Source organism: Dolomitihabitans soli, assembly GCF_022213955.1.
GTDB lineage: Bacteria > Actinomycetota > Actinomycetes > Streptosporangiales > Streptosporangiaceae > Streptosporangium_A > Streptosporangium_A soli.
Genome location: NZ_JAKNTW010000008.1, coordinates 42058 through 62746 on the forward strand (window position 1 = coordinate 42058; position 20689 = coordinate 62746).

A 20689-nucleotide genomic window follows, 5' to 3' on the forward strand; every position below is an offset into this window, starting at 1 on the left:
GCGGCAGGCGCGTGCCGGCAGCGGCCGGCACGCGTGACGGACGTGATGGCTAACCCGGCGGCACGTCGGCGTAGGAGTGCAGCCCGCCGAGGAACATGTTGACGCCGATCAGGTTGAACAGCAGGCAGCCGAAGGCGACGATCTGCACGATGACGGCGGCCCGGCCCCGCCAGCCCGCGGTGGCGCGAGCGTGCAGATAGGCGGCGTAGGCGATCCAGGTGATGAACGCCCAGACCTCCTTGGGGTCCCAGCCCCAGTAACGGCCCCACGCCTTGTCGGCCCACATCGCGCCGGCGATGACGGCGAAGGTCCAGATGGGGAAACCGATCACGGTGGCCCGGTGGGCGATGCGCTCCAGCTCGACGCGGGACGGCAGCCGGCCGGGACGTTCACCGCGGAACAGGTAGAGAATGCCCGACACCCCGCCCAAGATGAACAGCCCGCTGGCGATGATGGCCGCGCTGACGTGGATGCCGACCCAGTAGGAGTTCAGCGCCGGCACCACGGGCCCGGCCTGGACGTGCAGATAGCGTACGGCGAAGCCCATGCCGAGCGTGGTGGCGACGGAGACGAACGCGCCGAGGAACCGCACGGGGTAGCGGAGCTGCATGAGCAGGAAGGCCGTCATCGCGGCGAAGGCCATCGCCACCACGAACTCATACATGTTGCCCCACGGCCACCTGCCGACCGCCAGCCCGCGGGTCAGGATGCACCCGAGATTGGCCGCCCAGCCGAGCCAGCTCAGCCAGAGGGCCACGGTCCCCGCCCGGTCGGGCCATCCCGGCGCGGCGGCCGCGGGTCCGGGGGGCGGGGCGTCCGCCACTGCCGTACCACCGCCGACGGACGCGAGCTCGCGGGCGGGCGCGGCCGTGGACGCGGCGGCCCGGCCGAAACCGAGCTCCAGCGCGTATCCGACCATGGCGAACACGTAGAGCAGCACCGTCGCCAGGACGAGCTGGTCGCTCAGCGTGGCGAGACCGGTGTCGACCTCAACGGGCATCGTTGACTCCTGCAGATGTGGCACCCAGTGCCTTGACGATGTCGGCGAACTCCTCGGCGAACCCCGCGTCCCCGCCTTCGGTGCGGGTCAGGCCGCCGACCTCCACGACGGTACTCCCGCCGCCTGCCGCCTCCGCAACCCGCACCCATACTCGGCGCCGCCGGATGGTGAGGGCGAACACGAGCCCGATCACGGCGCCGCCGGCGGCGAGCAGGGCGGGCAGCCGGGCGGGGTCGTAGGCGATCTGGAGGGTGATCCACTCCTTCACGCCGGTGAAGGTGACCTTCCCGTTGCCGCCCGGCAGTTCGAGGCTCTGGCCGACCTCCAGCGGGTCGGCCGCCATGACCAGCGGCTCCATCTTCTTCAGCTTCTCGGGGTCGAACAGGTAGACCGACTGCGGGATGCCCGAGCGCAGGCCGAGATCGCCGGCGAAGGCGCGGACCTGGGCGGTGGGCAGGAGCGCGCCGGGGAAGGTGGAGACGAGGACGCCGTCCTGCCGCCGCATGGTGGTGGGCAGGAAGCGGATGGACAGGCCCAGCTGCTTCGGCTTGGCGTCGGGCACCTTGATGGTGCACTCGGACGCGAAGGTCGAGACGGTCTCGGGGAGGCACGTCACCGGCCCCTCGAAGGCGACGTCGCCGTTGCCGTCGACGACGGTGAACGTGGGCGCGTAGCCGTTGCCGATCAGGTAGGTCTGGGTGCCGTTGACCTCAAGCGGCTCGTTGACCCTCAGCGGGTAGTCGCGGGCCGGGGCCTCCGGCGAGTCGTGCACCTTGAGCTTGGCGAGGAAGTCGAGGACCTGGCCGCGCTTGCCGCCGGTGGCCACATAGCTGACCTGGAGGTCCTCCAGCTGGAAGGAGAAGGGTTCGAGCGACTCCGCGGAGACCTGGAAGCCGGGGATGTAGCGATCGTAGGCGGCGACCGTGTTGGCGAACCCGTTGCCCTCGACGACCAGCACGTTCCCCCGGTAGCCCAGCAGGGCGCCCGCGCCCACCGCGACCAGCAACGCCAGCAGCGAGACGTGGAAGAGCAGGTTGCCGGTCTCCTTGAGGTAGCCCTTCTCCGCGGCCACCCAGCCGGGCCCGGTCGCGACCCGGAACCGCCGCGCGCGCAGCTTGGCGGCCACCTTGGCGGACACGGCCTCGACGGGGGTGTCGTCCTCGAAGGACGCGTTCAGCGGCAGGCGGGCGAGGTTGCGGGGCGCGGCGGGCGGCTTACGGCGCAGCTCGCGCAGGTAGACGCCGGTACGCGGGATGACGCAGCCGATCAGCGACAGGAACAGCAGCAGGTAGATCGCCGCGAACCAGGGCGCCTGGAAGACGTCGAAGAGCCAGAACCTGTCGAGCCACGCGGCGTACGACGGATCGTTTTTGAAGATCTCCGCCACCTTGCCGGGCTCGACGCCGCGCTGTGGGAAGATCGATCCGGGCACGGAGCCGAGCGCGAAGAGCAGCAGCAGGATCAGCGCGGTCCGCATCGAGGTGAGCGTGCGCCAGAACCAGCGAAGCCAGGCCTGCACGCCGAGACCGGCGGGACGCCGGCGCGGGGTGTCGGCGTCCGCGGCGGGACGCGCCTTGGTGTCGTCGGTTGCCTTCATCGATTACCCGTCATCAGATCACTGGCTGGAATCCGCCGATCCATCCCTGCATCGTCATGACGACCTCGCCCCACAGTCCGGTGACGAGCAGGATGCCGACGGCGACCAGCATGCCACCGCCGACGCGCATGATGAGCAGGGAGTGGCGGCGCAGCGCCTTGAAGGCCTGCAGCGCCTTGGTGTAGGCCAGCCCGGCGGCCACGAACGGCAGGCCGAGCCCCAGAGCGTACGCGAAGGCGAGCAGCGCGCCACGGCCGGCGCTGCCCTCGTTCAGGCCGAGGGTGAGCACCACCGCGAGGGTCGGCCCGATGCAGGGGGTCCAGCCGAGCCCGAACACCACCCCGAGCAGCGGCGCGCCCGCCAGGCCCGCGTTGGGCAGCCGGTGGATGCGCACGTCCCGCTGGAGGCCGGGGATCAGGCCGACGAAGGCCAGCCCGAGCACGATCGTCAGCCCGCCGAGCACTCTGGTGATCACCTCGGCGTTGCCGAGCAGCGTCGCGCCCACCGTCCCGACGACCGCGCCGCCCACCACGAAGACGACGGCGAAGCCCAGCACGAACAGCACCGTGCCGAGCACCAGCCGCCCGCGTCGGGGATCGGCGCTCATCCCCGTCACGTACGACAGGTAACCGGGGACCAGCGGCAGCACGCACGGCGACAGGAACGAGACGAAACCGGCCGCCACCGCGATCGGCAGGGCCAGCCCGAGAGATCCCGACGCGACGGTGTCAGCGAGATCGATGAACATCTCTCATCGCTTCTCGTCCCCCACCTTCGTGATCGCGTCGAGCAGGTCGGCGTACTTGATCGCGCCGAGCGCCCTGGCCGCGATCCGGCCCTGCCTGTCGATGATCAGCGTCGACGGGAGGGCGGCGGGCGGGACCGTGCCCTGGAAGGCCAGCGCGATCCTGCCCGGCTGGTCGTGCAGGCTCGGGTAGCCGGGTGTGTGGTTGCGCTCGAAGGCCAGGGCCGCCGCCTTGTCGTCCTTGAACGCGACGCCGAGGAACTCGACCCCGTCGCCCTTGGTCTTGGCGGCGACCTCCTTGAGCGTGGGCGCCTCCGCCACGCACGGCGGGCACCAGGAGGCCCAGAAGTTCAGCACCACCACTTTGCCCTTGTGCCCGGCGAGTGAGACCGCCGCCCCGTCGAGCGTCTGCCCCTGTACGGCGGGCGCCGCCTTCCGCTCCGCTGCGGGGAACAGCACCATCTTCCCGTCTCCGGCGATGAAGCGCGTGTCGCCCATCGCGGGCTGGCCGCTCGGGGAGTTGCCCGCACACGCGGTCACGCCGGCGGCCAGCACCAGGGCAAGCGCGAGCACACGGATTCTGACGGCCATCGGAGAAACTCTCCCTGCACTACAAGCGGTAGAGCACCAACTGTATCCGCGGGATCAGGCGCCTGGCACACTGGGCCGGTTCAGCGCGCCGGCGGGCTCGCTGTATCCCACGCTGGAGAGCCGGTCGCCGTCGAAGGTCAGAGTCGTCAGGCTGGCCAGCCCGCACTGGCGGCGGCGTGGGTCGTGCCACAGCCTGCGGCCTTCGGCGGCCAGCCGGATGGTCCAGATGGGGAGCTGATGGCTGACCAGCACCGCCTCGTGCCCGCGCGCCGCCGTACGGGCGTCGTTGATCGCCCCGCGCATCCGCGCGACGACCTGCAGGTAGCGCTCGCCCCAGGAGGGCCGGAACGGGTTCCAGAAGTGCCGGTAGTGGCGGGGGTCGCGGAACACGCTCTCGCCCAGGCCGAGGGGCACGCCTTCGAACACGTTGAGCGCCTCGATCAGCCGGACGTCGATGCCGATCTCCAGCTCAAGCGCCTCGGCGATCGGGGCCGCGGTCTCCCGCGCGCGCTCCAGCGGCGAGCTGACCAGGACGGTGACGTCACGATGGGCGAGTGCCTTGGCGACCGTCTCCGCCATCGACCTGCCGGTCTCCGACAGGTGGTAGCCGGGCAGCCTGCCGTACAGGACTCCCCCGGGATTGTGCACCTCACCGTGGCGCAGCAGATGGACGACGGTGGTTTCAGCCATGGTGGCCTCAGCCTACTCACCTGTAACACGCGTGGCACCTGCCGGGGCGAAACCTCAGCCGGCGACGGGGGCCGTGGCGCTGAGGGGGGCGGCCGCCACGCGCAGCGCCTCGACGGCGGCCCGGATCGCGGGGCGGCGCGCGGCGTCGGTGCGCCACAACGCGACGATCCGCCGGGTCGGCCTCGGCAGGATCGGGATCGCGCGGACGCCGGCCGGCAGGACATCGAGGCCCAGCCTCGGGATGATCGCGCAGCCGTGCCCGGCCGCCACCAGGGCGAGCTGGGTGGGGTACTCGTCGGCCGTGTAGGCGATGTCGGGCTCGACCTCGGCCGAGCGGAGGGTGAACACCAGCCAGTCGTGGCAGACCGTGCCCGGCGAGGAACTGATCCACTTCTCGCCGTGCAGTTGGGCGAGCTCGATCTCGGCCCGCCCGGCGAGCGGGTGGTCGGCGGGAACCATGACATCGGCGATGTCGTCGAGCAGGGTCGCGTGGGAGAGCCCGTCGGGGAGCGCCATCGGCCGGTTCAGCCAGTCCTGGGACACCGCGAGGTCGATCTCGCCGCGGGAGACCTCGCGGATCTGCCGCTCCGGCTCCCGCTCGAAGAACTGGAGCTGCAGGTCGGGGTGGCGCTCGCGGAGCTGGGTGAGGGCGGCCGGCATGAGCCCGCGCGCGGCCGTCGGGAACGCCGCCATGGACAGCTTCCCCACGACCGCGCCGCGCAGCGCCTCGAAGTCGGCCTCGGCGGTCTCCACCAGGGCGAGAATGCGCTCGGCGTGCTCGGCGAGCAGGCCGGCGGCATCGGTGAGCCGCACCCCGCGGCCGCTGCGCTCCAGCAGGGGCGCGCCGGTCTCCCGTTCCAGCTTGGCGATCTGCTGGGAGATCGCGGAGGGGGTCACCATCAGTGCTTCGGCCGCCGCGCCGACCGATCCGTAGACGGCGACGGCGTGCAGGGCCTTCAACCTGTTGAGATCCAACATGTAAGCAACTCTAAACGCTAACCCTAAGAATGTCTCGCTTGTGCTGAAGAGAGCATGCAGGGCAAAATAGATGCATGAGAACACAACGGGTTTCGCGTAACGATTCTGTTCCGACCATCTCGTACCTGGAGGAGCTCGCCCGCGCCGACCGGGAGCGCCGGATCCGCACCACCACCCGCAAGCCCCAGCCCGCCCCGGCCAACTGAGCCGCCCGGGTCAGACGCGGCCCTGAGCGACTACAAGACCCCCGTTCAGACCTGGGCGGCCGCCTTGGCCGCCGCGGGAAGGGCCTCGGTCACCACGGTCAGCGCCTCATCGTCGTGCGACGCCGACAGGAACCACGCCTCGTAGGCCGACGGCGGCAGATAGACCCCCTGGTCCAGCATGGCGTGGAAGAACGCGCGGTACGCCGCGGTGTTCTGCCGCTGGGCCCCGGCGAAGTCGGTGACCTCGTCCCCGGCGAAGAAGATCGAGAACAGGCTCCCCGCGCGCTGGAGACGGTGCGGCACTCCGGCGGCGGTCAGCGCGTCCGACGCGGCCCGGCCGACCAACTGGGCCGCCGCGTCCACCCGGTCGTAGACGTCCTCGTCGCACAGGCGCAGGGTCGCCAGACCGGCGGCGCAGGCCAGCGGGTTCCCGGACAGGGTGCCCGCCTGGTAGACCGGCCCCTCCGGAGCGAGCTGGGCCATCACGTCGGCCCGCCCGCCGAACGCGGCGGCGGGCAGACCGCCCCCCATCACCTTGCCGAACGTCATCAGGTCGGCCTCGACCGGGTCCAGCCCGTACCAGCCCGAGGGCGAGACCCGGAAGCCCGTCAGCACCTCGTCCATGATCAGCAGTGCGCCGTTCGCGGAGCACAGCTCGCGCAGCCGGGCGTTGAACCCGGGAAGCGGCGGCACCACGCCCATGTTGGCCGGGCACGCCTCGGTGATCACACAGGCGATCTCGAAGGCGGCGAACGCCTCCGCCACCGCCGCCACGTCGTTGTAGGGCAGCACGATCGTGTCGGCCGCCGCCGCGCCGGTCACGCCCGGGGTGTCGGGCAGCCCGAAGGTGGCGACCCCGGAGCCGGCCGCCGCCAGCAGCGCGTCGACGTGCCCGTGGTAGCAGCCCGCGAACTTGACGATCTTCGACCTGCCGGTGAACCCCCTGGCCAGCCGTACCGCCGACATGGTGGCCTCGGTGCCCGAGCTGACCAGCCTGACCTTCTCCACCGGGCCCACCCGGGAGACGATCTCCTCCGCCAGTTCGACCTCGCCAGCGGTGGCCGTGCCGTACGAGGTGCCGTGGGCGAGGGCTTCGTGCAGGGCCTCGACCACGGCGGGATGACGGTGCCCGAGGATCATCGGACCCCAGGAGCAGACGAGGTCGGCGTAACGGTTGCCGTCGACGTCGACGATGAAGGGCCCCTGGCCCGCGGCCATGAACCTGGGCGTGCCCCCGACCGCGCCGAACGCGCGCACCGGTGAGTTGACGCCACCGGGAACGACTCCCCTGGCCCGGTCGAAAAGCTCCGCTGACTTCTGAGTACGGCTCACGCCACCAAGGCTAGCCCTACCTACTGCTGATCCGCCGATGGGTCGTAGTCGTCGGCGAGCCAGTCGAGAACCCGCAGCGGGTCGGGCAGCGGACGCCCGTCGGGGCGGCGGAGCCAGGAGACGGGCTGGCCGGTCGGCAGCGTGGACGGCGGGGCCAGCACATAGCTGTCGCGGCAGTGCCAGCGCAGACCGGGCGTGCTGTCGATGGTCTCGGGACCGGTGTCGAGGGTGCAGGACCACCACTCGTCCTCGTCTTCCGGGTTGTTGCGGGTCGCCACATAGAACAGGACCCGGTCACCGTTCGCGGCGACCGGGCCCGTGTCGGAACCTGAGGCGTCCATCCTCGCCAGGGCGGTGAGCCCGGCGGTGAGCGGTACGTCGAACACGTCGAACACCCGCCCGGTGGGCAGGATCACGTTGGCCTCCGGAGCCTGCTCCCACCATCGCGTGAGCTGGGCCGTGTCCACCGTGGCCTGCATCTGCCACGCTCGGGAGAGCGGATGCGTGCCGGGATCGGGACAGCCGACCCGGTCGCAGGAACAGGCCCGGCCGCCTTGGCGCAGCGCGTGCGCGCCGGGACAGCTCGCCCAGCCGAGGGCGGCGTATTCCAGCACGGCGGCGGACCTGGACACATGACGAGCTCGTCGTTTGGTACGCCGAGCGAGTGGTACCCCCACCATCAGTTTCCTCCGTCCGCGCGCCAGAGGCTGCCCATAGGCTTCCCGCAAGACCCAGAGAACGCCCTATGGGGGTTAGAACCGCCTCACAAGGGACGTTGGGCCACCAAACAGCAGGGTGTACGCCACCTGGGACACACCAATATTCGTCTTCGCACTCTAACGCACACGCACCAGACGCCTGACGGAAACCCCCCGTTAGAGCTTGCGAGCCACCTCGGTCGCCCAGTACGTGAGGATCATGTCGGCCCCGGCGCGCCGGATCGCGATCAGCGATTCCATAATCATCCGATCCCGGTCGATCCAGCCGTTCGCCGCCGCCGCCTCGACCATGGCGTACTCCCCGCTCACCTGGTAGGCGGCGACGGGCACCTGCACCGTGTCGCGGATCTGGCGCAGGATGTCGAGGTAGGCGAGAGCGGGCTTGACCATGACCGCGTCGGCTCCCTCGGCGAGGTCCAGGCGCACCTCGCGCAGCGCCTCGCCGACGTGACCCGCCGGGTCCTGCTGGTGGGAGCTGCGGTCGCCGAACTGCGGCGCGCACTCCGCGGCCTCCCGGAAGGGTCCGTAGAACGACGAGGCGAACTTCGCGGAGTAGGCGAGGATCGGCAGGTGCGCGAACCCGGCGGCGTCGAGGGCGGCACGGATGGCGGCGACCTGGCCGTCCATCATCCCGCTCGGCGCGATGACGTGGGCGCCCGCGCGCGCCTGGGCCACCGCGATCGAGGCGTACCGCTCCAGCGTGGCGTCGTTGTCCACCTCGCCGCCGGGCGTCAGCACGCCGCAGTGCCCGTGGTCGGTGAACTCGTCGAGGCAGGTGTCGGCCATCACCACCAGCGCGTCGCCCACCTCAGAGGTCACATCGGCCAGCGCGACCTGCACGATGCCCTCGGGGTCGTCGCCCGCCGAGCCCCGCGCGTCCTTCACCGCGGGGATGCCGAACAGGATCAGGCCGCCGACACCCGCCTCCGCCGCCTCGTGGGCCGCCTTGCGCAGCGAGTCACGGGTGTGCTGGAACACGCCGGGCATCGAGGAGACGGCCTGCGGCTCGGCGATGCCCTCCTTGACGAACGCCGGCAGGACCAGCTCCGCCGGATGCAGCCTGGTCCCGGCCACCAACCGCCGCATCGACGCCGTACGGCGCAGCCTCATCGGACGCGCGACAGGGAACTCAGCGGTCATCTCGTCTCCTCACTCACTTGGTGCGGCGGCGCGCGCCCCTACGCGTCTGCGAGGGCCTGCGCGGCATCTCTCCGGCCGCGACCGACGCCTGCCGCTGCTTCGCACCGTACTCCGCGAGAGCGGACGCGAGAGCCGAAGCCGAAGGTTTGTCCGCCATCACATCGACCCTGAGGCCGAACTCCTCGGCGGTCTTGGCCGTCTGCGGGCCGATGACCGCGATGACCGTCACGTTGTGCGGCTTGCCCGCGATGCCGACCAGATTGCGCACGGTGGAAGAAGACGTGAACAGGACCGCGTCGAAGCCGCCGCCCTTGATCGCCTCGCGGATCGGGGCCGGCGGGGGCGCGGCACGCACGGTCCGGTAGGCGGTGACGTCGTCGCACTCCCAGCCCAGCTCGGTCAGCCCGGCCACCAGGCTCTCCGTGGCGATGTCGGCCCTCGGCAGCAGCACCCGGTTGATCGGGTCGAGCATCGAGTCGTACGGCGGCCACTCCGCCAGCAGCCCTTCCGAGGACTGCTCGCCCGAGGGCACCAGATCCGGCCGGACGCCGAACTCGACCAGCGCCCGCGCGGTGGCCTCGCCCACGGCGGACACCTTCAGCCCGGCGAACGCCCGAGCGTCCAGGCCGTACTCCTCGAACTTCTCCCGCACCGCCTTGACCGCGTTGGCGCTGGTGAACGCCACCCACTCGTAACGGCCGGTGACCAGACCCTTGATGGCACGATCCATCTGCTGCGGGGTGCGCGGCGGCTCGACGGAGATCGTCGGGACCTCCTCGGGCACCGCGCCGTACGACCGCAACTGGTCCGACAACGCGGCGGACTGCTCCTTGGTGCGCGGCACCAGCACCCGCCAGCCGAACAGCGGCTTGGTCTCGAACCACGACAGGCGGTCGCGCATGCCGACCGCCTCGCCCACGACGATCAGCGCGGGCTCGGTCATCCCCGCGTGCTTGAGGTCGGGGCCGAGCCTGCCGAGCCTGGACACCACGGTGTACTGCTCGGTCGTGGTGCCCGCGCTGGTCACCGCCACGGGCGTCGAGTCGGACCGGCCACCCGCGACGAGCGCCTTGCCGATCGCGACCGCGTCGGCCACGCCGTTGTAGATCACCAGCGTGCCGGCCGCCGCCGCGTGCGTGGACCAGTCGTCCACCTGCGCGGCGTCGACCACCCTGAACTCGGGCGTGGACGCCGCGGCCGGGATGCCCGCGTACGTCAGGACGGCGGTCGCCGGCGGCACACCGGGCACGATCTCGAAGTCCACCTCCGCCTTCGCGCAGGCCGCCACCTCCTCGGTGACCGAGGAGAAGAACATCGGGTCGCCCGCGCACAGCCGCACGACCCGGCGACCGCCCTTGGCCGCCTTCACCGCGCTCAGCGAGGCGGCGGCGTAGTCGGTGGACTCGTCGGCGGTGTCGACGATTTCGACGCCCGTACGGCAGTGCCGCAGCAGCGCGCCGTACGCCTCCCGGTCAAGGACGACGATGTCGGCCTGGGCGAGGAGATCAGCGCCTCGCAACGTCAGGAGGTTCTCATCGCCTGGGCCGGCGCCGACGAAGGCGACGAACCCGCTCGGATGCTGGAAGGCTGGACTTGCGGAACTCAAGGGAACTACTCCCCCATCAACATGCCGGCCCCCTCGGCCACCATGGCGGTCGCGAGATCACGACCGAGCTCCACGGCCCCCGAGGGCGGTCCAGCGGCGGACTTGCGGATCGCACGCCTGCCGTCAAGTGCGACGACGACGGCGGTCAGGTTCAGAGTGTGCCCAGCTACGACGGCGAACGCACCTACCGGAGCCGCGCACCCGGCTTCCAGGGTGGCCAGCACGGACCGCTCGGCCGCCACGGCCGCGCGGGTCGCGGGGTCGTCGAGCACGCCGAGCAGTTCGGCCAGGTCAGCCCGGCCGGCACGGCACTCCACCGCCAGAGACCCCTGGCCGGGAGCCGGCAGCATCTCCTCGACCTCGAACAGCTGGGAGATCTCGGAGGTCCTGCCGATCCGGGCCAGACCGGCGGCGGCCAGCACGATCGCGTCGAGCTCGCCGGCCTGGACCTTAGCGATCCTGGTGTCGGCGTTGCCGCGGATCGGCACGTAGTCGAGGTCAGGCCTGAGCATCCGGAGCTGGGCGACGCGGCGCGGCGAGCCGGTGCCCACCTTCGCGCCCGCGGGCAGGTCGGCGAGCTTCGCGTCGCCCACCAGCGCGTCCCGGTAGTCATGCCTGGTCGGGGTCGCGACCAGCGTCACCTTCGGGTCGGGCGCGGTCGGGAGGTCCTTCAGCGAGTGGACGGCGAAGTCGATCTCGCCCTCGATCAGCTTGTCGCGGAGCGCGCTGACGAACACCCCGGTGCCGCCGAGCTGGGTGAGCTGGGCCTTCGTGACGTCACCGAAGGTCGTCACGCCGACCAGTTCGACGGCGCGGCCGGTCAGCTCGGTGAGCCGGTCGGCGACCATCTGCGACTGGGTCGTCGCCATGAGACTGCGCCTGGTGCCCAAGCGCAGCGGATCGGTGTCGTTCACCGTTCCACCTCCGTCTCGATCGGCTGGGTGTGGCTGACCGCCTCGGGAACCTTCGGATCCAGGTCGAACAGCTCCCTCAGCGCCTCTGCGTAATGGTCTCCGGACGCGGAGGCCGCGAGTTGCTTGACCCGCACGGTGGGCTCGTGGAGCAACTTGTCGACCACCCGGCGCAACGTCTGCGTCACCTCGTCACGTGCCCGTCCTTCGAGCTCGGGAACCCGGGAGATCAGCCGCCCGAGCTCCGCGTCGAGCACCTCGGCCGCCTTGGCGCGCAACGCGACCACCGTGGGCGTCACCCGGGCCGAGCGGGCGCCGTCGAGGTAACCGGCCACCTCGTCGGTCACGATCCGCCTGGCGTCGGTGATCGCCTCGGTCCGGGCGGCGCTCTCGCCGAGCCCCGACTCCTGTATGGCCTCCAGGTCGACCAGCGTCACCCCGGGCAGCGCCCGCACCACGGGATCGATGTCGTGCGGCAGCGCCAGGTCGAGCAGGAACACCTGGCGGCCGGAAGTCAGCATTTCAGGAGTGATCAACACGGTGCCCGCGCCGGTGCACGAGATGACGAGGTCGACCCCGGCCAGCTCGGTGCCGAGGGCGTCGAACTCGACGGCCCGCCCGCCGACGGTCTCCGCCAGCCGTACGGCACGCTCGAAGGTGCGGTTGGCCACGACGATGTCGCTCACGCCCGCGCGGGCCAGGGTCGCGGCGGACAGCGCGCTCATCGAGCCCGCCCCGACGACCAGGGCCCGCCTGCCCGCGAGCGGACCGAGGACCCGTTCGGCCAGCGTGAGACCCACGCCGACCAGGGAGGCGCCCGCCCGGTCGATGTCGGTGTCGGTGTGCACGCGCTTGCCGACGCGCAGGGCCTGCTGGAAGAGCTCGTTGAGGGTCGAGCCCAGAGTGCCCTGCTCCTGGGCGAGCCTGAGCGCCTGGCGCACCTGGCCGAGGATCTGGCCCTCGCCGACCACCATCGACTCCATGCCGCCCGCGACGGAGAACAGATGCTGGACCGCGCGATCCTCGTAGTGGACGTAGAGGTGCGGCGCGAGGCGCTCGACGGGCACCCCGGAGTGGGCGCTGAGCAGCTCGGTCACGGCGGTGACCGCGCCGTGGAAGCGGTCGACGTCGGCGTAGACCTCCACCCGGTTGCACGACGAGACCACCAGGGCCTCGGCCACGCACTCGTCGTGGTGGACATCGCGCAAGAGCTTGACCAGCGCGTCACCCGCGACTGAGACACGTTCCAGCAGGGCCACCGGAGCCGTCTGATGGCTCACTCCCACAGCAAGGACGCTCATGCGGTCTCTCCCTGCTGCCACTCGTCGGCCATCACTGGCCCCCCACTTTCGCGATCCGATTTGCGTTGCTCGTGAAACGCCAGGATCTGCAGTTCGATAGATAGGTCGACTTTACGGACATCGACGCCATCTGGCACTGACAGCACGACGGGAGCGAAGTTCAGGATGCTGGTGACACCGGCGGCCATGACCCGGTCGCACACCTGCTGGGCGGCCGTCGCCGGTGTCGCGATCACCACGATCGACACTCCTCGCCGCTCGATCACGGTTTCCAGCTCGTCGATGTGCTCGACATTCAATCCGGCTATGTGGTCGCCCACCACTTCGGGGTCGGCATCCAGGAGCGCCGCGACCCGGAAGCCGCGGGAGACGAATCCGCCGTAGTTGGCGAGCGCACGGCCGAGGTTGCCGACCCCGACGATGGCCACCGCCCAGTCCTGGGTGAGGCCCAGCTCACGGGAGATCTGGTAGATCAGGTATTCCACCTCGTAGCCGACACCGCGCGTGCCGTACGAACCCAGGTGGGAGAGGTCCTTGCGGAGTTTGGCGGAGTTGACGCCGGCGGCGAGCGCCAGGTCTTCCGAGCTCACGGTGGCCACGCCCCGGTCGGCCATGCCCGTCAGCGCCCGCAGGTAGAGGGGCAGCCGCGCGACGGTCGCATCGGGGATGCCACGTTCGCGAGCATGGGGCAGGCGGCGGATCACGTGCCGGAACTCCAGGGGACAGGCGTCCGGCTCGGGCCGGGTGCCGACGGGTATCGAAGTGAACAGCGCCTTCCAGGTTAATCCCTTTGTGAACGAATGCACAAAGTGAGAGGCAGCTCGGCTAACGTGACGGGGATGACGGCTCGGATCACACTGCTCGGCAAACCCGGCTGCCACCTCTGCGACGACGCCCGCACGGTGATCGCACGGGTCGCGGGGGAACTGGGTGTCTCCTGGGAAGAGAGAGACATCACCAAGTCGGCCGAGGACCAGGAGAAATACTGGGAGATGATTCCGGTCACCCTGATCGACGGCGTTCAGCATGACTTCTGGCGGGTCGACGAGACCCGCCTCCGCGCCGCCCTCTCCGGCTGACCGGCTCACCTCGCCCGGCCGGCGAACTCAAAGACCGGCCGGCGAACTCAAAGGCCGGTCTGGACACCGAAGGCCGGTCTGGAAACCGGCCGGCCCTTGAAGCGGCCGGCCGGAACCACCCGATTCGGGTCGGCTAGATCGGGAAGGCGGTGGGCAGCGGCACCACCTTCGCCGCGTTGACGTTCAACTCGATGACGTTGGTGGCGAGCACGAGGGGCTGGCGCTCGGCGACGAAACGCGCCACGTGCGGCTGGCGCTGATGGTCGGTGTAGGCGACCTCGTCACGGTAGAGCTCGTAGATGATGCGCTGCAACGGCGCCGACTTCACGGCGTGGCAGGAGTAGATGAGGCTGTCGGGCTCGTTGCGGCGCACTCCCTCGACGGTCTCCTCCGCCAGCCGGTCGAACGCGTCGCCCGCGCCGTCCATCAGCGTGAAGACGGTCAGCAGGCCGAAGATGCTGGGCGAGGGCCTGCCGCCGGGGCCCGCCCCCTCCGCGCCCGGATGGACCGTGCCCGTGCCCGGCATGACGAAGTCCGGCTCGCGGCGGCCCGCCCTTCTGCCCTCGGACCGCCTGCCGGGGCCGTGCTGTGGGCCGCGCGCGCCGTTGGGCGGCATGCCGAACGCCTGGTGCTCGCCGGTCGGCGGACGGCCCTGCGCCTCGAAAGGATCGTCGGTCAGCGGCGCGCGCCCGGCGTTGTCGGGCTGCGGCGCACGACGAGGGTCGTCGGTCAGAGGAGCACGACGGGGATCGTCGGTCAGAGGAGCACGACGGGGATCGTCGGTCAGGGGCGGGCGGCGGCCTTCGAACGGGTCGTCGGGACGCGGCTGCATGCGCGAGGCGTAGTCGACGTCCTGCTCGCCCGCACGGTATTCGGCCACCAGGTCGCCCAGCCCGGAACGCCGCTGCCCGGACGGGCGCTGCGGCGGCCCCGGCGGCATGCGGTTCTCGGCCGGCTCCGCGACCCGTTCGGGCACCTGGCGCCTGGGCGGCTGCTCGGGCGCCGCCCGGCGGCTCGCGGGGCGGGGCTCCTCCTGCTCCTCCTCTTCCTCCTCGTCGTCGTAGGGGGCGAGCGGGCGGATCAGGGTGTACCAGACCCCGGCGGCGGTGACGGTCAGCAACGCGGCGGCGAAGACCCCGGGCACCGCGAAGCGGACCGCGCCGACGAGGGCGATGCCGATCGGGCCGAGAACCAGGATGGCGTGCATGTTGTCGGCGTCGTAGTCGTCGCCGTCACGCCACCGCAACACCGCGATCACCAGCGAGACGATGAGAACGAGCACGGTGACCCCGTGCGTCCCGGCCAGCAGGGTGGACGGGATCGTGCTCCAGTGCTCGGCGCCCAGCGGGAGCGACTGGCTGAAACCGTCGTTGTGACTGGTCGGGTCGAGGATCAGGATGACCAGCGCGACGAACGTGAGGGCGCCGCCGAGCAACCACGTGGCGAACTTGGCCGGAGTCTTCCGCGCCAGAAGCTGGATCACCCCGATGGCCAGCCAGAACGGGGCGATCAATGATCCGGTCAGCTGGTAAAGGCGGAATGTGGTCGGCCCGAACCCCACCAAATGACCGGTTGCGACTACGCCCAGTGACACGCACAACGCCGCGGTCACGGCGCTCCAGGCTCCTAACCAACCACTGGGCTCACTACGGAACCGACCGATGAGGGCACCAGTGGCGATGGCGGCGAGCAGAGCACCGGCGAACGCGATGACAGCGACGAGGACTTCCATGGTGCCTCCATGCTGCCGGACATTACCCCCCAACCGGTAGCGGAAGCCGGGACTGCCGCTGCCGGTTAATCGGTCCACACAATATCCGCCGGTTACAACACGTCACCACCTAGCTCCCATCTGCCAGTTGGATTGTGCAATTAACGGATGATTTCTATTGTGGGCGAGCACGCCGCACCCCTCCTCCCCAGGGATACCGGATGCCGAACACGTCGCCGCACGCCGGAGTTCTTCCCTCGGCCACCCCTCGGGTGGCACAGGCCACGCGTACGGGCGAGCCAGCGGCACATCATGATGTCGCCGCGCCCGAGGACGGTGACCTCAGGACGCTGGTGCTGCGCGCCAAGACCGGCGACGCGGACGCCTTCGGAACGCTCTATGATCGCTATCTCGATCTGGTCTATCGCTACGTCTACTTCCGGGTCGGCTCGCATCCGCTCGCTGAGGATCTGACCAGCGAGACCTTCCTGCGCGCCCTCCGCCGGATCGCCGACTTCACCTGGCAGGGCCGCGATTTCGGCGCTTGGCTCGTGACAATCGCCCGAAATCTCGTCACGGATCACTACAAATCGGGTCGATATCGGCTGGAGGTCACCACCGCCGAAGTACTCGACGTCCCCCTCGACGGCCCCGACAACCCGGAGAACGCCGTCGTCACCGCGATGATCAACGACCGCATGCTGCGCGCCGTCCGGGATCTCAATCCGGAACAGCAGGAATGCGTGGTGCTGCGCTTCCTGCACGGCATGAGCCTGGCCGAAACCGCGCTCATCATGGGGAAGCGGAACGGCGCGATCAAAGCGCTGCAGTTCCGTGCCACCCGCGCGCTGGCCCGGGCGCTCCGAACAGAGCTCGGTTGAGAGCCGGCAAGACGTAACCTGACAGCGCGAGCCGTCGTTAAGGCAAGTGAAACCGATGGATCATCGCACGGGGGCGGCAGGGAGCGTTCATGCGTAAGTGGCGACCCCAGTGGTGGCGTCCGGCCACCTCTCGGCGCTCGCAGGAGGCATGCGTCGCCGAGCGCCTGGCCGAGATCGGCGCCGCCCAGGGCAGCGGACCGCGTCCCGGCTTCCGTGCCCGGCTCCGCGACGACCTGCTCGCCGTCTACGCCGACGAACGCGAAGAGACAGGCGCCGCCCTCCGCCTCGCCGCCCCGCGCCGCCGGCGGAGAGGACGCCGCCTGCCCCAGCTCGCGATGCTCGGGGTGACCTTTCTGGTGATCGTCACCGGGCTCGTCGCCTACCGCTCCATTCCCGGTGACACGCTCTACCCGCTCAAACGCGCCGCCGAATCGACACTCCTGCGCATGAGCACCGACGAGATGGACCGGGCCGACCGCAAGCTCGCGTCCGCCAAGGAACGGGCCACCGAGGTCGCCACGCTGCTCGGCTCCACCGACCACGTCGACCGTGTCGACCTCGTCGACAAGACCCTCAGGGAGATGGAGATGACCACCCGCTCGGCCATCTGCACCCTGACTCGCGTGAAGCGCGACGACGCGCGCTCGGCGACCAAGCTGAAGCGGTTCGCCGAGGAACAGCACAACACCGTGGAACCGATGCTCCCCAAAATGGACGAGGAGACGCAGCGCCAGGCGAACGGCTACCTCAACTACATCGACGGCCTGGCAGCCCCTTAGCGTGGCCGTCCGCCCTCCGAGCGCCGTCCCCACGACCGCCACGGCCCCCCACACCGCAGCCCGACGCGCGCCCGACCCCGCGACCGTCATCGCCACCACATCCCGCAGCGCACAGCCCACCGCGTCGAGAACCACCATCGCCACCACAGCCACTGCCCACGACCCGAACCCGCGACCGTCATCGCCACCACAGCCCGTCACATCGGGGACCGGCCACGAGGAAGCCGGGCTGAAGTCACGATCGCCCGGTTTCCACGGCGGTTAAGCTGAGGTGCTATGAGGCGGCTAGTACTACGACGACGGCAGGAGCCGGAGCTGGCGGGCGAAGTGGCGGCCGCCGCAGCGGTAAGCATGCCCGTGGCCGAACCCGACCCCGCCGCCGCCGCGTTCTTCGACGTCGACAACACCATGATGCGCGGCGCCTCGATCTACCACTTCGCCAGAGGGCTCGCCTCCCGGGGCCTGTTCACCAGCAAGGACCTGATGAGGTTCGCGGTCGGCCAGACGCTGTTCCGGATTCGCGGCAACGAGAATCCCGAGCACATCACCCAGGCCAAGGAGACCGCCCTGGCGTTCGTGGCCGGCCTGAAGGTCGAGGAAGTGGTCCGCCTCGGCGAGGAGATCTACGACGAGGTGATGGCCGCCCGCATCTGGGCCGGCACCCGCGCCCTGGCGCAGAGCCACCTCGACACCGGCCAGCGAGTCTGGCTCGTCACCGCCACCCCCGTCGAGCTGGCCAGCGTGATCGCCCGGCGTCTCGGCCTGACCGGCGCCCTCGGCACCGTCGCCGAGACCGAGCACGGCGTCTACACCGGCCGCCTGGTCGGCGACCTCCTGCACGGCCCCGCCAAGGCCGAAGCGGTCCGCGCCCTGGCCCGCAAGGAGGGCCTCGACCTCAGCCGCTGCTCCGCCTACAGCGACTCCGCCAACGACCTCCCCCTGCTCTCCCTGGTCGGCCATGCCGCCGCCATCAACCCCGACGCCGAACTCCGCGACCACGCCAGGGCCAACGGCTGGGAGATCAACGACTACCGCACCGGCCGCCGAGCCACCATGATCGGCCTCCCCATCGCCGCCGGCGCGGGCGCACTCGCCGGCGGCATCGCCGCCGCCATCGCTCTCCGCCGCCACTACCGCTCCCGCGACTGACCCCGCCCGGCTCACTCCGACCCGACCGTACGGCAAGCCACCCCGGCGCCCCTCGCCGCAGGTGGCCGGGCTCCGCGGACCCATGCCACTCCAGCGGCTCCAGCCGATCGCCGTCACAACTCGATCCTTGGCGATACCCACATCCGTAAAGCTTCCGGCCGTACCCTAACCGCCCGACGACGCTCGATGACACTGGGTCATCGGCCTCCGCCTGGCCCGGCTCGCTCCCTTCGACCGCTGCGCCACGAACTACGCTCAAGCGACGGGGGGAAGTGTCGAGAGCGCGCCGGAAGGCACACGGGGGACGGGCATACAGGGATGGGCAGTCGGCTCGGCCACCGATGCATCCCCACCGGACCGTGCGCGGGTTTCGACCGGAGGGCATGGTCGGCGAGCGGGGCGTGACGGCGGGCGGCTGGAGCCGCTGGAGTGGCGTGGACCCCACGGGGCCCGGCCATCGGCGGCAGGGGCGCCGGGGTGGCGGCATGCCCACAGGGGACCTCCTTCGCGGTGGGATAGATGTGCGCGCGTGCGCAGACCCGCCACGACGTGGCGGGTGCCATCCCCGCAGAAGCGGCGCCGATACAGGTCAAAGTGCCCAGGTGACCGCCTTCGGGACGGATCAGACCGGATTTTGGCGGCCATACCCGCGATATACCAGCCCCTGCTTAGCTATGGCCACCGCCGAGCCCCTTACGAGCGGGAGAACAGGACTCCAGAAGAGAGGTCCATCTGTGAAGAAGAAGATCGCCGTGCTACTCGGGACGACAATGGTCTCGATGGCGTTTGTGGCGACACTTGCCGCTCCGGCACACGCAGCGTCATGGCATTGGTTCGGTCCTGTGAGCAAGTCGGTGTGCAACACCAAGGCTGAGGTGTGGCGGGACGCGGGATACAACGCAAAATGTAACTGGACGCCCTACGGGTACTACTGGGGCTACTACTCCTGAAGCAGCCGAGACGGGCCAGTAAGCCGACCGCGCCGAGCGTGGTCGGCTTCTCCTCGCAATGCGAAGCCCGGCGATCGCTGGAGGCGCGGGGTTCCACCGGAGGGGATGGCCGGCGGGCGGGGCGTTGTGGCGGGCGGCTGGAGCCGCTGGAGTGGCGTGGACCCCACGGAGCCCGGCCATCAGCGGCGAGAGGCGCCGGGGTGGCGGGCCGTACGTCCGCACCATGCGTCGAGTCGGGTCGGCCAACCAGCCCCATGTACGCGAACAGGTTCTCCTGAAGGATGCTCAGCGCGGAATCACCCAGCCCGGCGCCCAGGTCCCGGCGGCGTCGTGGCTGGTCGCTGTGGCGGCGAGGTGGGCGCGGAGGGTGGCCAGCCCTGGGTGGGGGTTGTCGCGGTGCCACAGGAGCGAGTGCGGGTAGACGGGCGTCGGGTCGGTCACCGGGATGCGGCGCAGGCCGTGGCCGGCGGGCCAGACCAGGCGGGTCTGCTCGCCCATGAAAGTGGCCAAGGCCGGGGTGTCGGCGATGGTGTCGAGGAGCGCGTCGGAGCCGAAGTTGGGGCCCGTCGCCTCGATGGTGAGGCCGAACTCGGCGACGAGATCGTCGTAGTAGGCGGCCCACTCGGTACCGGGGACGATGCCGGGCATCCAGATCCGGTGCCCGGCGAGCTGAGCGACGGTCACCGACCGGGCGCCCGCCAACGCGTGGGCGGGCCCGGTGAGGAGCTGGAGCGGCTCGGCGAGCACCCGGACGGACTCGATGTCCTCGGGAAGGGGCCGGCCGGGCACGGCGACGGCGCGGAAGGACGCGTCGATCGCACCGGACCGAATGGCGGCGACGGCCGTCTCGACGTCGAACAGCATCACCACGTCGAGCTCGATCTCGGGGTGCGTGCGGTGGAAGCCGCGCATCAGGCCCGAGGCCGCGCTGCGTGAGGCGATCACGTCGACGCGCAGCGGACGGCTGCCGGGGAGCACGGACGCGACCGCGCGCTCGGCGACGCGAAGCAGTTCGCGTGCGTGGGGCAGGAACGCCTGCCCGTCGATGGTGAGCCGGGCCCCGCGCGCAGTGCGGGTGAACAGCCGCACGGCGAGGTCCTTCTCCAGCCCGGCGATGCGCTTGGAGACGGCCTGCTGGGTGATCGACAGGTCTGCGGCGGCGTGCTGGAACTGGCCGGTGTCCACGACGGTGACGAACGTGCGCACAGCATCGAGATCCACACCGACCGACCTTAGTACACAACTCACGGTTGTGTGATTTCGGTCGAATGGTTGTTTGACCTGCCTACTAGCTGCGCGTTTGATCTCTCAGATCAATGGGTGG

Annotated in this window: 21 protein-coding genes; 6 read left to right on the plus strand and 15 right to left on the minus strand. The window is 70.5% G+C overall.

Translation table 11 applies throughout. The annotated features are described in order from the left end of the window. Positions 1 to 49 precede the first annotated feature (49 nt). Genes ccsB through MBA17_RS17910 form a run of 6 tightly spaced genes read right to left on the minus strand, consistent with a single transcriptional unit; the run spans position 50 to position 5601 of the window. Positions 50 to 1000 (minus strand): c-type cytochrome biogenesis protein CcsB, encoded by a 951-nt coding sequence (gene ccsB, locus MBA17_RS17885; RefSeq protein WP_238497626.1) that lies wholly within the window; start codon positions 998 to 1000, stop codon positions 50 to 52. Further along, on the minus strand, positions 990 to 2597 hold the full coding sequence (gene resB / locus MBA17_RS17890) for a cytochrome c biogenesis protein ResB (protein ID WP_238497627.1): 1608 nt from the start codon (positions 2595 to 2597) through the stop codon (positions 990 to 992). The genes ccsB and resB overlap by 11 nt, the downstream gene beginning before the upstream one ends. Before the next feature lie 13 nt (positions 2598 to 2610). Continuing rightward, positions 2611 to 3345 (minus strand): cytochrome c biogenesis CcdA family protein, encoded by a 735-nt coding sequence (locus MBA17_RS17895; RefSeq protein ID WP_238497628.1) that lies wholly within the window; start codon positions 3343 to 3345, stop codon positions 2611 to 2613. Between the two features lie 3 nt (positions 3346 to 3348). Further along, on the minus strand, positions 3349 to 3933 hold the full coding sequence (locus MBA17_RS17900; RefSeq protein WP_238497629.1) for a TlpA family protein disulfide reductase: 585 nt from the start codon (positions 3931 to 3933) through the stop codon (positions 3349 to 3351). A 54-nt stretch (positions 3934 to 3987) separates the two neighbouring features. Then, a complete protein-coding gene (locus MBA17_RS17905; RefSeq protein WP_238497630.1) occupies positions 3988 to 4623 on the minus strand; it encodes a histidine phosphatase family protein in 636 nt (211 codons plus the stop codon). Between the two features lie 54 nt (positions 4624 to 4677). Beyond that, complete coding sequence (locus MBA17_RS17910) at positions 4678 to 5601, minus strand: LysR family transcriptional regulator (RefSeq protein ID WP_238497631.1); 924 nt, start codon at positions 5599 to 5601, stop codon at positions 4678 to 4680. Between the two features lie 74 nt (positions 5602 to 5675). Here MBA17_RS17910 and MBA17_RS49505 point away from each other — a divergent pair, with 74 nt between their 5' ends. Beyond that, on the plus strand, positions 5676 to 5807 hold the full coding sequence (locus MBA17_RS49505) for a hypothetical protein (protein WP_274385594.1): 132 nt from the start codon (positions 5676 to 5678) through the stop codon (positions 5805 to 5807). Positions 5808 to 5852: 45 nt separating this feature from the next. Here MBA17_RS49505 and hemL read toward each other — a convergent pair whose 3' ends face one another. The 7 genes from hemL to MBA17_RS17945 all read right to left on the minus strand — a co-directional run bounded on the left by hemL (position 5853) and on the right by MBA17_RS17945 (position 13520). Beyond that, positions 5853 to 7139, minus strand: a complete 1287-nt coding sequence (gene hemL, locus MBA17_RS17915) for a glutamate-1-semialdehyde 2,1-aminomutase (protein WP_238497632.1) — start codon at positions 7137 to 7139, stop codon at positions 5853 to 5855. Between the two features lie 20 nt (positions 7140 to 7159). Next, complete coding sequence (locus MBA17_RS17920) at positions 7160 to 7819, minus strand: bifunctional DNA primase/polymerase (protein WP_238497633.1); 660 nt, start codon at positions 7817 to 7819, stop codon at positions 7160 to 7162. A gap of 195 nt (positions 7820 to 8014) precedes the next feature. After that, positions 8015 to 8998, minus strand: a complete 984-nt coding sequence (hemB, locus tag MBA17_RS17925; RefSeq protein WP_238497634.1) for a porphobilinogen synthase — start codon at positions 8996 to 8998, stop codon at positions 8015 to 8017. A 13-nt stretch (positions 8999 to 9011) separates the two neighbouring features. After that, entirely contained in the window at positions 9012 to 10604 is a 1593-nt protein-coding gene (locus MBA17_RS17930; RefSeq protein WP_238497635.1) for a bifunctional uroporphyrinogen-III C-methyltransferase/uroporphyrinogen-III synthase, read from the minus strand. A gap of 5 nt (positions 10605 to 10609) precedes the next feature. Then, positions 10610 to 11518 carry a hydroxymethylbilane synthase gene (gene hemC / locus MBA17_RS17935; RefSeq protein WP_455432786.1) on the minus strand — a complete coding sequence of 303 codons (909 nt, stop codon included), beginning with the start codon at positions 11516 to 11518 and terminating at the stop codon, positions 10610 to 10612. Further along, positions 11515 to 12816: a glutamyl-tRNA reductase gene (locus MBA17_RS17940; protein WP_238497636.1), complete on the minus strand. Its 1302-nt coding sequence runs from the start codon at positions 12814 to 12816 to the stop codon at positions 11515 to 11517. The genes hemC and MBA17_RS17940 overlap by 4 nt, the downstream gene beginning before the upstream one ends. After that, positions 12813 to 13520, minus strand: a complete 708-nt coding sequence (locus MBA17_RS17945) for a redox-sensing transcriptional repressor Rex (protein WP_238497637.1) — start codon at positions 13518 to 13520, stop codon at positions 12813 to 12815. Before MBA17_RS17945 ends, MBA17_RS17940 begins: the two co-directional genes overlap by 4 nt. Before the next feature lie 135 nt (positions 13521 to 13655). On the opposite strand from MBA17_RS17945, the gene MBA17_RS17950 reads away from it, so the two are divergent. Next, positions 13656 to 13895 carry a glutaredoxin family protein gene (locus tag MBA17_RS17950; RefSeq protein WP_238497638.1) on the plus strand — a complete coding sequence of 80 codons (240 nt, stop codon included), beginning with the start codon at positions 13656 to 13658 and terminating at the stop codon, positions 13893 to 13895. A gap of 133 nt (positions 13896 to 14028) precedes the next feature. Here the strand turns inward: MBA17_RS17950 and MBA17_RS17955 are convergent, their stop codons facing one another. Beyond that, positions 14029 to 15627, minus strand: coding sequence for a putative quinol monooxygenase (locus MBA17_RS17955; protein ID WP_238497639.1), 1599 nt, complete (start codon positions 15625 to 15627; stop codon positions 14029 to 14031). A gap of 200 nt (positions 15628 to 15827) precedes the next feature. Here MBA17_RS17955 and MBA17_RS17960 point away from each other — a divergent pair, with 200 nt between their 5' ends. The 4 genes from MBA17_RS17960 (at position 15828) to MBA17_RS17975 (ending at position 19365) form a co-directional block, all read left to right on the plus strand. Continuing rightward, the gene (locus MBA17_RS17960) at positions 15828 to 16487 is read left to right on the plus strand and encodes a sigma-70 family RNA polymerase sigma factor (RefSeq protein WP_238497640.1); all 660 of its coding nucleotides are present in this window, start codon (positions 15828 to 15830) and stop codon (positions 16485 to 16487) included. Positions 16488 to 16576: 89 nt separating this feature from the next. Further along, positions 16577 to 17266, plus strand: coding sequence for a DUF5667 domain-containing protein (locus MBA17_RS17965; RefSeq protein WP_238497641.1), 690 nt, complete (start codon positions 16577 to 16579; stop codon positions 17264 to 17266). 276 nt (positions 17267 to 17542) lie between these two features. Then, positions 17543 to 18415 carry an HAD family hydrolase gene (locus MBA17_RS17970; RefSeq protein ID WP_238497642.1) on the plus strand — a complete coding sequence of 291 codons (873 nt, stop codon included), beginning with the start codon at positions 17543 to 17545 and terminating at the stop codon, positions 18413 to 18415. Positions 18416 to 19149: 734 nt separating this feature from the next. Continuing rightward, a complete protein-coding gene (locus tag MBA17_RS17975) occupies positions 19150 to 19365 on the plus strand; it encodes a hypothetical protein (protein WP_238497643.1) in 216 nt (71 codons plus the stop codon). Between the two features lie 285 nt (positions 19366 to 19650). On the opposite strand, the gene MBA17_RS17980 is transcribed toward MBA17_RS17975, so the two are convergent. Continuing rightward, entirely contained in the window at positions 19651 to 20586 is a 936-nt protein-coding gene (locus tag MBA17_RS17980) for a LysR family transcriptional regulator (protein ID WP_238497644.1), read from the minus strand. Positions 20587 to 20689 lie beyond the last annotated feature (103 nt).

What these genes read in the sequence shown, in the direction of transcription:
- MBA17_RS17960 (WP_238497640.1), top strand. Translation starts at nt 15,828, where the DNA reads ATGCCGAACACGTCGCCGCACGCCGGAGTTCTTCCCTCGGCCACCCCT.
- ccsB (WP_238497626.1), bottom strand. Translation starts at nt 1,000, where the DNA reads ATGCCCGTTGAGGTCGACACCGGTCTCGCCACGCTGAGCGACCAGCTC.
- MBA17_RS17955 (WP_238497639.1), bottom strand. Translation starts at nt 15,627, where the DNA reads ATGGAAGTCCTCGTCGCTGTCATCGCGTTCGCCGGTGCTCTGCTCGCC.
- resB (WP_238497627.1), bottom strand. Translation starts at nt 2,597, where the DNA reads ATGAAGGCAACCGACGACACCAAGGCGCGTCCCGCCGCGGACGCCGAC.
- MBA17_RS17940 (WP_238497636.1), bottom strand. Translation starts at nt 12,816, where the DNA reads ATGAGCGTCCTTGCTGTGGGAGTGAGCCATCAGACGGCTCCGGTGGCC.
- MBA17_RS17895 (WP_238497628.1), bottom strand. Translation starts at nt 3,345, where the DNA reads ATGTTCATCGATCTCGCTGACACCGTCGCGTCGGGATCTCTCGGGCTG.
- MBA17_RS17910 (WP_238497631.1), bottom strand. Translation starts at nt 5,601, where the DNA reads ATGTTGGATCTCAACAGGTTGAAGGCCCTGCACGCCGTCGCCGTCTAC.
- MBA17_RS17920 (WP_238497633.1), bottom strand. Translation starts at nt 7,819, where the DNA reads ATGGTGGGGGTACCACTCGCTCGGCGTACCAAACGACGAGCTCGTCAT.
- MBA17_RS17905 (WP_238497630.1), bottom strand. Translation starts at nt 4,623, where the DNA reads ATGGCTGAAACCACCGTCGTCCATCTGCTGCGCCACGGTGAGGTGCAC.
- MBA17_RS17965 (WP_238497641.1), top strand. Translation starts at nt 16,577, where the DNA reads ATGCGTAAGTGGCGACCCCAGTGGTGGCGTCCGGCCACCTCTCGGCGC.
- hemB (WP_238497634.1), bottom strand. Translation starts at nt 8,998, where the DNA reads ATGACCGCTGAGTTCCCTGTCGCGCGTCCGATGAGGCTGCGCCGTACG.
- MBA17_RS17900 (WP_238497629.1), bottom strand. Translation starts at nt 3,933, where the DNA reads ATGGCCGTCAGAATCCGTGTGCTCGCGCTTGCCCTGGTGCTGGCCGCC.
- MBA17_RS17950 (WP_238497638.1), top strand. Translation starts at nt 13,656, where the DNA reads ATGACGGCTCGGATCACACTGCTCGGCAAACCCGGCTGCCACCTCTGC.
- MBA17_RS17970 (WP_238497642.1), top strand. Translation starts at nt 17,543, where the DNA reads ATGAGGCGGCTAGTACTACGACGACGGCAGGAGCCGGAGCTGGCGGGC.
- MBA17_RS49505 (WP_274385594.1), top strand. Translation starts at nt 5,676, where the DNA reads ATGAGAACACAACGGGTTTCGCGTAACGATTCTGTTCCGACCATCTCG.